The organism is uncultured Nevskia sp. (genome assembly GCF_903885465.1).
In the GTDB taxonomy this organism is placed as follows: domain Bacteria; phylum Pseudomonadota; class Gammaproteobacteria; order Nevskiales; family Nevskiaceae; genus Nevskia.
On record NZ_CAISIQ010000384.1, the window covers coordinates 1 to 7,544 of the forward strand.

The 7,544-nt window shown below is 61.8% G+C and carries 7 protein-coding genes and 1 pseudogene; all 8 read right to left on the reverse strand.

The annotated features are described in order from the left end of the window. Positions 1–503, reverse strand: a pseudogene (locus QZY06_RS15005) (IS21 family transposase); the annotation flags it as partial. 282 nt (positions 504–785) lie between these two features. Continuing rightward, a complete protein-coding gene (locus QZY06_RS15010; protein WP_295685879.1) occupies positions 786–938 on the reverse strand; it encodes a hypothetical protein in 153 nt (50 codons plus the stop codon). Between the two features lie 591 nt (positions 939–1,529). Further along, complete coding sequence (locus QZY06_RS15015) at positions 1,530–1,946, reverse strand: putative toxin-antitoxin system toxin component, PIN family (RefSeq protein ID WP_295685880.1); 417 nt, start codon at positions 1,944–1,946, stop codon at positions 1,530–1,532. Next, entirely contained in the window at positions 1,943–2,191 is a 249-nt protein-coding gene (locus QZY06_RS15020; protein WP_295685881.1) for a hypothetical protein, read from the reverse strand. Before QZY06_RS15020 ends, QZY06_RS15015 begins: the two co-directional genes overlap by 4 nt. Positions 2,192–2,250: 59 nt before the next feature. Then, positions 2,251–3,567 carry a site-specific integrase gene (locus tag QZY06_RS15025; RefSeq protein WP_295685882.1) on the reverse strand — a complete coding sequence of 439 codons (1,317 nt, stop codon included), beginning with the start codon at positions 3,565–3,567 and terminating at the stop codon, positions 2,251–2,253. Between the two features lie 301 nt (positions 3,568–3,868). Continuing rightward, positions 3,869–4,030 carry a hypothetical protein gene (locus tag QZY06_RS15030; protein ID WP_295685883.1) on the reverse strand — a complete coding sequence of 54 codons (162 nt, stop codon included), beginning with the start codon at positions 4,028–4,030 and terminating at the stop codon, positions 3,869–3,871. Beyond that, on the reverse strand, positions 4,027–5,202 hold the full coding sequence (locus tag QZY06_RS15035) for a PepSY domain-containing protein (protein ID WP_295685884.1): 1,176 nt from the start codon (positions 5,200–5,202) through the stop codon (positions 4,027–4,029). Before QZY06_RS15035 ends, QZY06_RS15030 begins: the two co-directional genes overlap by 4 nt. Before the next feature lie 13 nt (positions 5,203–5,215). After that, the gene (locus tag QZY06_RS15040) at positions 5,216–7,363 is read right to left on the reverse strand and encodes a TonB-dependent siderophore receptor (RefSeq protein ID WP_295685885.1); all 2,148 of its coding nucleotides are present in this window, start codon (positions 7,361–7,363) and stop codon (positions 5,216–5,218) included. Positions 7,364–7,544 lie beyond the last annotated feature (181 nt).

The following is a 7,544-nucleotide window of genomic DNA, read 5'->3' on the forward strand; positions in this document are numbered from 1 at the left end:
CCCGGATAGGCCACCAGCCAGAACGCCCGTGACGCGCAGAGCTTCATGTGGGCCAACTGGATCTTTCGCCAGATCCCGCCGATCAGCAGGTGCTCCTCGCTCCAGTCGAACTGGAAAGCCTCGCCCCAGGCAAAGCTCAGCGGCACATAGGCCGAGCGGGCGGTGACCGCGCCGGCCTCCGCACGCCACGACCGGATGAACGCCGTCACCCGGCTGTAGTCACCCGCGAAGCCCTGCTCGACGATCTGGGCAAACAGACGGCGGGCAGTGCGCCGATCCCGGCGGGGACGCTGCGCGTCCACCCCCAGCGCAAGCCTCAGCCAATCGGCATAGGCATCGATCTTTTTGACGCCCGCCTCGCGCTGATAACGCATCTCGCTGCGCGGATCCTCTCGCAGCCACGTCTTGATCGTGTTTCTCGACAAGCTCGTCCGCCGCGCAATCTCGTTGATCGGCAGGCCGTCCCGGTACCGCATCCTTCTTACCTTCGCGTACATCGACATGGTGTGCACCTCGTCTCCTGCAGGCCCTCAAGGCCAGCAGGCTAGGTCGGAACACCCTGGTCAATTTTCAGTGCGCAGATCCGCTGTTTCCTGGTCAACTTTCAATGCGCCGCAACACTGCAGGACGGCTTTGCCGCGGCAGCCAGCTCGCGCACACGAAACATGAGGCATCGAACAGCCGGCGTAGCGCCGACCTTCTAGCGACCCGTTCAACCAGCTCGTGCAGCAGAGAATCCGGATGCGGCTGGCTTGCCTGTCGGCGCGATCCGAATGCCTGCACGGTCAGCGCTTGGCTGTTTCAGGCTTTTCTTCCTCGTCGTCGCTGTCGATCAAATTGTCCAGTCTCTTCGATTCCGCTTCGCTCAGCACTGGCGGAACCCGGCAATCCTGATAGTCCAACTGTTCGTCCGTGTACTTTCTTTGAATTTCGCTCATCTTCATCACCTCTGTGGTTCAGATTTTCATCCACCGACCCGAATCGAAATACAGCTCCCTGGGTGCTTTGGGGTGCCGGAAGCATGCTTGTCCGTTTTGCAGCCAGAAGCCCTGCTGCCTGAAGTCGAACTCGATACACGGCAACGTGCGACCGCGACTGTCGCGAAACGGCTCGTCGTTGTTATCCCGATCGACCTGACAAGAGCAGCCGCGCGACACGCACCAATCGCAGTACAAGCAAAGCCGATCGATTTTGCCGGTTGATGCGGGCACATAAAACCAGACAGATAGCCGATGACAATTTGAGCATTTGGCGTTGCCAGCCCGACGACTGGGCCGCCGCGTTGCCGGCACCTTGTGCTGCACGACCGACCGGTACCCGCGCCTGTTATGGCGGAACTCATCGAACCAACTGGGATTCATGTAGCTCATTTTTCGTGCTTCGTTGATCAGCGAGCGCGTCTGCCACAGCCACTCATCATCCTGATGCCGCTTGCGGGTACGATCGCGCTTACGTGACGGCCAACTAATCCAGCGCCTGGTAAGCCGCCAAACGTTCCTCTTCGACGTCTCGGGCAGCCCGCAGACGCGTCAGCCAATCGCCTCGCGCGGAGTGATCGTTCTTTCGTGATACGTCGGCGGCAAAGCCAGACGCAAGCGATCATCGCCAGTCACCAGCACGGCACGCGGCTCGCAATCGAGCAGCGCCAACAGGTGCGCGTCGTTCGGGTCCGGTGAAGAAGGGTGCGTATCCGGCTCGCGGTGCGTGCCGTTGGCGGCAATTTCAGCCAGCAAGGCATCGACCTCATCCACGTCCAACCCGTGCAGGCGCATGAGCTTCGGACGTAAAAGCACTGCGCGGTACTCGGCCAGCAGTTCGGTCGACAGCAGGAAACGCAGATTGCCGTTGAGCATGCCGCGAACAATCAGCAGCGGTGGCGAATCATCCGCCTTGGTTAGCATTGCAGATACGAGAATGTTCGTATCCACCACATACAGGTGCTTCACCGGCGTGCGCGATGCGCGGCGACCTCACGGATGGCAATTTGCATGGCGGCCTCGTCGTCAAGCGCCGCAGTACGGCCGCGCGCCTTGTCGAGCAGGTCCATCGCGCTCGCCTTGGACTTTACGCCGTACAACTCAAGGCTTTGATCGACGATTTCCGCCATCGACTTGCCTTGTCGCGCGGCCGTTTCCTTCAGCGCGGCGTATCGACTGGCTGGCAGCGTAACGGTAAAGCGGGTGGTGTTCATGTGGTGATTGTATGCAGATGCACCAAGGCAGACAAGATGCCGGGCCGTTCACCAACTCGTTAGGCAACTTTACTGAATCGTCCAACGACGACATTGCTCTTGCCAACATCCGACAGCAGGGCCAGCCGTTCACCCAGCAGCGCGAAGGCATGCGCCCTTTCGTTCATGAGTTCCTGCCGTTGGTAGACGCGTGCAACGCCCTTGGTTTCGACGTGGTTCATTGCCCGCTCAATCACGTCTGACCGCACTCCCAATTCGCCCATTAACGTCGCGCCGGTCCGGCGCAAATCGTGCGCCCGCCATTCGCCACCCGCGAGCATCAGCGTTCCCGGCCTCTTGCTGCGGCCGCGGAATGCCAATTCGCGCTGACGGTCCTTGAATTGCTTCTGAAGAGCTTTAGTCGAGACATGCGAGGAGCCATCACGGCTCGGATAGATCCAGTCGATAGACATGGCAATTTCACGAAGCGTCTCGAACTGAGCAACTGAAAAGGCCGAGAGGTGGACAAGATGCTTGCGGCCGTTCTTCGCATTCTCGGCTGGAATGAGCCAGGTGCCGAGGCTCAGGTCCACGTCTTGCCAGCGCGCCATGCTCAGTTCGCCAACCCGGCAACAGGTCGCCAGCATGATCCAGAACGCCGCCTGCGCCGCGGACGACAAGCCTGAACCCGGCAGTTTGCATGCAAGCTCACGAATCTCGCTCTCCGAGAGCACACGGTCACGCTCGACCTCTTCACCGCCAATTCGCTTCTTGGCGATTCGCATGGTCGGGTCCGCTTCAACGACTTCACGGTCAATCGCGAAGCCGTACATCTGCCGCAGGTCGGCGAGCAGCCGCTTCGCCATACGATTGCAACCGCGCTCAAGTACGTCGTCAAGAATCGTCATCACTTGCCGTCGCGAGACTTCGGCTATCTGAAGATGGCCGATCTTTGGAAAAACGTCCTTCTCAAATGCTCGACGAGTTTCAGCCCCTGAGTCCTTGCGTGTCACGAGGTCGCGACGATGCCATTCGTCGAACAGTGCACGCACTGTAGGCCGCGCGGCTAAGGAACCGGTCGCTGCTCGGGCCGCGTCGGCCTGTTTCCGCAACTCGCTTTTCACGTCCTGTCGAGCCTGGGCAGGGTCGGTCCCTTTGGCGATCAGCACGCGGGCCTGATCACGAACATCACGGACCGCTGAGAGCTTGTCCTTCGGCCAGGTGCCACACCGGATTTCGCGCGCCCTTCCTGCAAACCGATAGCGATAGCTGAACGACACGGAGATACCAGAAGCATTCGCACGGACTTCACCGCGAAGGCCGTCCCCGTCAAACAGCGTTTTGCCGTTGTCCGTTTCGGACAAAGCTTTCAATGTCAGTTCCTTGATCTTCGCCATCGTCGTGCTCCCTCGTCCGATTTGCCCCCACAAATGCCCCCACACTTGCGCCGGCTTTGAGAGGATTATATCGGACAGCCGCGGACCGAGTAACGATCTAGTACCATGTATTTACGATGTTTTTTCTGATAACTTTGGACGCAGGCGGACTGCATCGGATCAGAATTTACCTGCCTGGGGGCAAGTGGTCGCAGGTTCAAATCCTGTCGCCCCGACCACTCAATTGAAGATTCGGATGCTTTGAAAGCCACCTGTACAAGGTGGCTTTTTCGTTGGCGGTTCCATCGTCGAACAATCGCGTTTACACGCCGCGGTGACGGTTCATCACGATCAGTCCGGCCAGCACCGGAATCGCGGCCAACGCGAAGCCGAGCCAATCCCAGATGCCATTACCGACTAGCATCGCGACGATGCCCAGCGGACTCAGCGGCAGCAGCCACCACAGCGCCTGACGGGCGCTCATGGCGTCACCGCCGTCGCCGTTCTGGCCACGGCGCGGCGGCGGCGTGCCCACCACAGCCAGGCGCCGTTGCCGGTGATGAACAGGGTCAGCAGCGACGAGGCGACCCAGAGCAGCTTCAGCGGCAGGCCGCCGTAGTCGCCGAAATGCAGCGGCTCGGAAATCAGGATCGCCTTCAGATACAGCGGCAGCGGACGGGCATCGGCGAGCTGGCCGCTCCCAGCGTCGACGAGAGCGACATCAAACAGGCGTTCGTCGTAGGGCTCGGTGCCGGACATCAGGATCATGTAGTGGCGCGGGCTGGAGAAATCGGTGCCCGGCCAGATCAGGAAATACGGGCGCTTGTCCGGCAACGCGGCCTGCGCGGCTGTCACCGCCTGGTCGATGGTCACCGGCAATGCGGTCAAAACGAGCGGTACGGCATCGGCGGCGACTGGCGTCTTCGCCGCCATCTCCTTCAGCTCGGTGGATTGCCAGATCGCCAGCGCCACGCCGCCCAGCGCCAGGGCGACGCCGGTGATCGTCACCACCAGCGCCCAGCCGAGCACAACCGCGCCGATGAAGTTGTGCAGATCGAGCTGCACCAGCCGCGTGCCACGACCGCGCCGGAGCATGCCGAACAGCAGCTTGCGCACGTACGGCGCGTAGACCACCACGCCGGAGATCAGCGAGATCAGCACCAGCAGCGCGATCAGCCCGCCGAACAGCTGGCCGAAGAAACCGGCAAACCAGTTGGCGTGCAGTTCGAGGATGAAGCCGGTCGGCGTTTTCTCGAAGTCGGTGGTGCCCAGCGGCTCGCCGCTGTAGCTGTTATAGAAATACGGCTTGCCTTCTTCCAGCTTGGTCGCGGTCAGCGGTGCCATGCCGACGACCGTTCGTTCCGGATGTTCGATATCGACGAACACCGAGATCGGCCGCAGCTCCGGCAACTGCTTCTGCGCAGAGGCCACGATGTCGGCCAGCGGTTTCGGCGCCGCTTCACCGGCACGCTCGGCAGCCGGCACATAGCCCAGCGCTTCATCGATCTCACCGTGGAAGATCAGGATCGCGCCGGTGATGCACAGCACCAGGAAGAACGGCGTGGCGACCAGGCTGGCCCAGCGATGCAGCCAGAGATTGGCGCGAAAGAAGCGACCCTTGCTGCGTGCCGCGGACGTGGCTGGGGAAGTGGACATGGTGCCCTCGGTTTCAATAGTCGTAACGCAGGGTCGCCTTGATCGTGCGCGGCTCGGCGAGGGTCAGCAGGCCGCTCTGGGCGTTGGCCCAGTAGTTCTTGTCGGCGATGTTCTCAACGCCGAGCAGGAACGCCGTGCGATGGCTGGCAAGCCGGGTTTCGTAGCGGATGCCGAGATCGAAGCGCGTCGAGCTTTTCACCGTCTGGGTGTTGGCGCCGTCGAGGAACTGCTTGCCGACGTGATAGACGCCGCCGTTGACGAACAGACCCGGCAGCGGCCGCACTCGGTAATCGGCAAACAGGTTCGACACCAGCCGCGAAACGCCGACCGGCCGCTTGCCCTCGGTGCCGGCGTCGCCGGTGTCCTTGGTTGTCGGGTCGAGCAGCATCACACCGGCGACCAGGCTCAGGTCTTCGGTCGCGGCACCGCTGGCACCGAGTTCGAAGCCGCGATGCTCCTGCTCACCTTTCTGCACGAAAGTGCCGTTCGGCACGTTCGGATCGCTGGTGTCGACGTACTCGAATGGCCGCTTGATATCGAAGATCGCCGCAGTGAGCGTGATCCTTGCGAGTTCCAGCTTGCCGCCGATTTCAAACTGCTCGGTCTCGATCGGAGCCAGCACCTGGTTGCCGTTGCTGGTGCCCATCGGCGCGACGCCGCCCTGCTCAAGGCCCTGCGCGTAGTTCGCATAGAGCGAGGCATAGTCCACCGGCTTGTAGATCAGCGCAGCGGTCGGCGCAGTTTTGTGAACCTTGTTGACCGGCGGCAGAAGGTCGTCCGTCGCGGTGTCGTAGTTGCGGACCTCCAGGCTTGAATAGCGGGCACCGAGCAGCAGCGACCATTGCGAGCCGATGCTGAGGATGTCGCTGAGCAATACACCCGAGGCATCCGATTTCTGGGCCAGACCGACCGTGATCGGCACGGTATCCGGTTCCGGCGCGTCGACCGGATTGTAGAGATTGGTCGGATACACGCCGAGGAAACCATCGCCATTGAAGCGCGATTTCGCTTCCGACCCGCTCAGCCCGAATGTCAGTTGATGGCGGATGAAAGCGGTATCGAACTTGCCATGCAGCAACACTTGGCCGCTGGTCTGACGGTTGGTGGAGCCGCTGATGCTGCCGAACAGTGCGGCGTCGCCATTGCTGTCGGAAATGCTGCCGAAGCGCGCGTTCTTGGTCGCCGGGCGATGATCTTCGCCGTCGAGCAACTGCGCAGTCACCGACCAATCCTTGTTCAGTTCCCAGTCCACGCGCTGGTACAGCGTGCGCGCCTCGGTCTCGAAATCGTCCCAGGACTGGGCGATGTTGCGGGTCGCCTTCGGCGGCTTCGGCACGGCAACGCCTGCGGCCACCACGAAGAACGGCTGCAGCTGTGGGAACTGGTTGTTGGCGTATTCGATGATGGTCGTCGAGGTCACGCCAGGAGCGGCGCGCCAGTCGAACGACAGCGACGCGCTCTTGTGGGTCCAGTCGGCATCCCTGACCGCCTGCTCGCCATCCTTGTAGCCGACGTTGACCCGGAAGCCGAACTGGCGATCGGCACCGAAGCGATCGCCGATGTCGGCGTTGATGCCGAACAGCGCCCGGCCGGTGTAGGTGGCGGACGCCGAGCGCACCGGCACATCGCCCTGCCGCTTCGGAATGAAGTTCATCGAACCGCCGACGCTGCTGGCGGCGCCCAGTCCGTACAGGAAGGCGCTCGGGCCCTTGAGGATCTCGACCCGATCGAGGTTGCTGATCTGGTAGCGGCCATCGGACAAACCGACATTGCCCGGCAGGCCGTCGTACAGATAACCGTCAGTGCCGATGCTGAAGCCACGCAGCGAAGCAAAACCGACCGGCACATTGCCGACCGTCGCCGAAGGATCGTTCTTCAGGTAGTCGCCATAAGTGGCGGCCTGCTGGTTGTCGAGCAGATCGCGGCTCAGCACGATGAGCGAGTACGGCGTATCGATCAGCGGCAGATGACCGAGCGCGCCGCTGCTGGCGTCAGTGGCGCGGTACTGAACGCGCGCGCCAGTGACGGTGACCGGATTCAACTGCGCCGGCTGCGCATCGGCAGGCGGCGCAGGCTGGGTGTAGTCAGCCTTCGCTGGAATGGTGATGACGACGAGCAGCGCGGCGGCCGCCTTGATCGACAAGGTCTTGCTGGATGACATCGAACTTCTCCCCGGATGTTTTTTTGTGGTGACGAACACGGCACGAGCCGCTGCCCAGGCGGCTTCGTTCGACGAGCTCATGCGAAAGTTTAAATGATAGGTATTCGCAATTGAACGTCAGCCTCAACGTTTCGATGACAAATCAGAAACGCGCTTCCAACTGCATACCCAGCCGCCGCAG